Source organism: Streptomyces sp. DH12 (assembly GCF_020873895.1).
Classification (GTDB): Bacteria; Actinomycetota; Actinomycetes; order Streptomycetales; family Streptomycetaceae; genus Streptomyces.
Genome location: NZ_JAHWGT010001460.1, coordinates 1 through 409 on the forward strand (window position 1 = coordinate 1; position 409 = coordinate 409).

Here is a 409-nt window from a genome sequence, read left to right on the forward strand (position 1 = left end):
TTCGTCGACCAACTCGCCCGTGCCGAGCAGTGGCGCCTCGGCCCGGGGCCGGCCAAGGGCATCCGCCGTGTCACCTCGGCGCGCCTGCTGCCGCCCACACTCGGCGGTGAGCACGAGGCGCTCGTTGCTGCTGACGGCGCCTCTGTTCGGCAGGCGATCCACGACGGCTCTCAGGGGCTGGATGACGTCGTTGTGCTTGGGCCTACCGAGGAGCCGTTCGCCGAACTGACCGACCTCGCCCTGCGTACTGGCGAGAGCGAGCTCATTCGGGGCACGGTCCTCAGCGACCCCGCGTCCCTGACGAACTACACCGTCCTGGTCTACGACGCCGAGGTCGAGGTACATGACGGCATCCGCCGGCAGCGGCGCAAGTCCCCGGTCCTCATTCGGTACTCCGGCGCCGGGGCAT

General features: G+C 69.9%; 1 protein-coding gene. It reads left to right on the top strand.

Features of this window, described 5'->3' with window-relative positions:
• A partial coding sequence (locus LPA54_RS40570; protein ID WP_228985443.1) for a hypothetical protein occupies window positions 1-409 on the top strand: 409 nt, incomplete at both ends.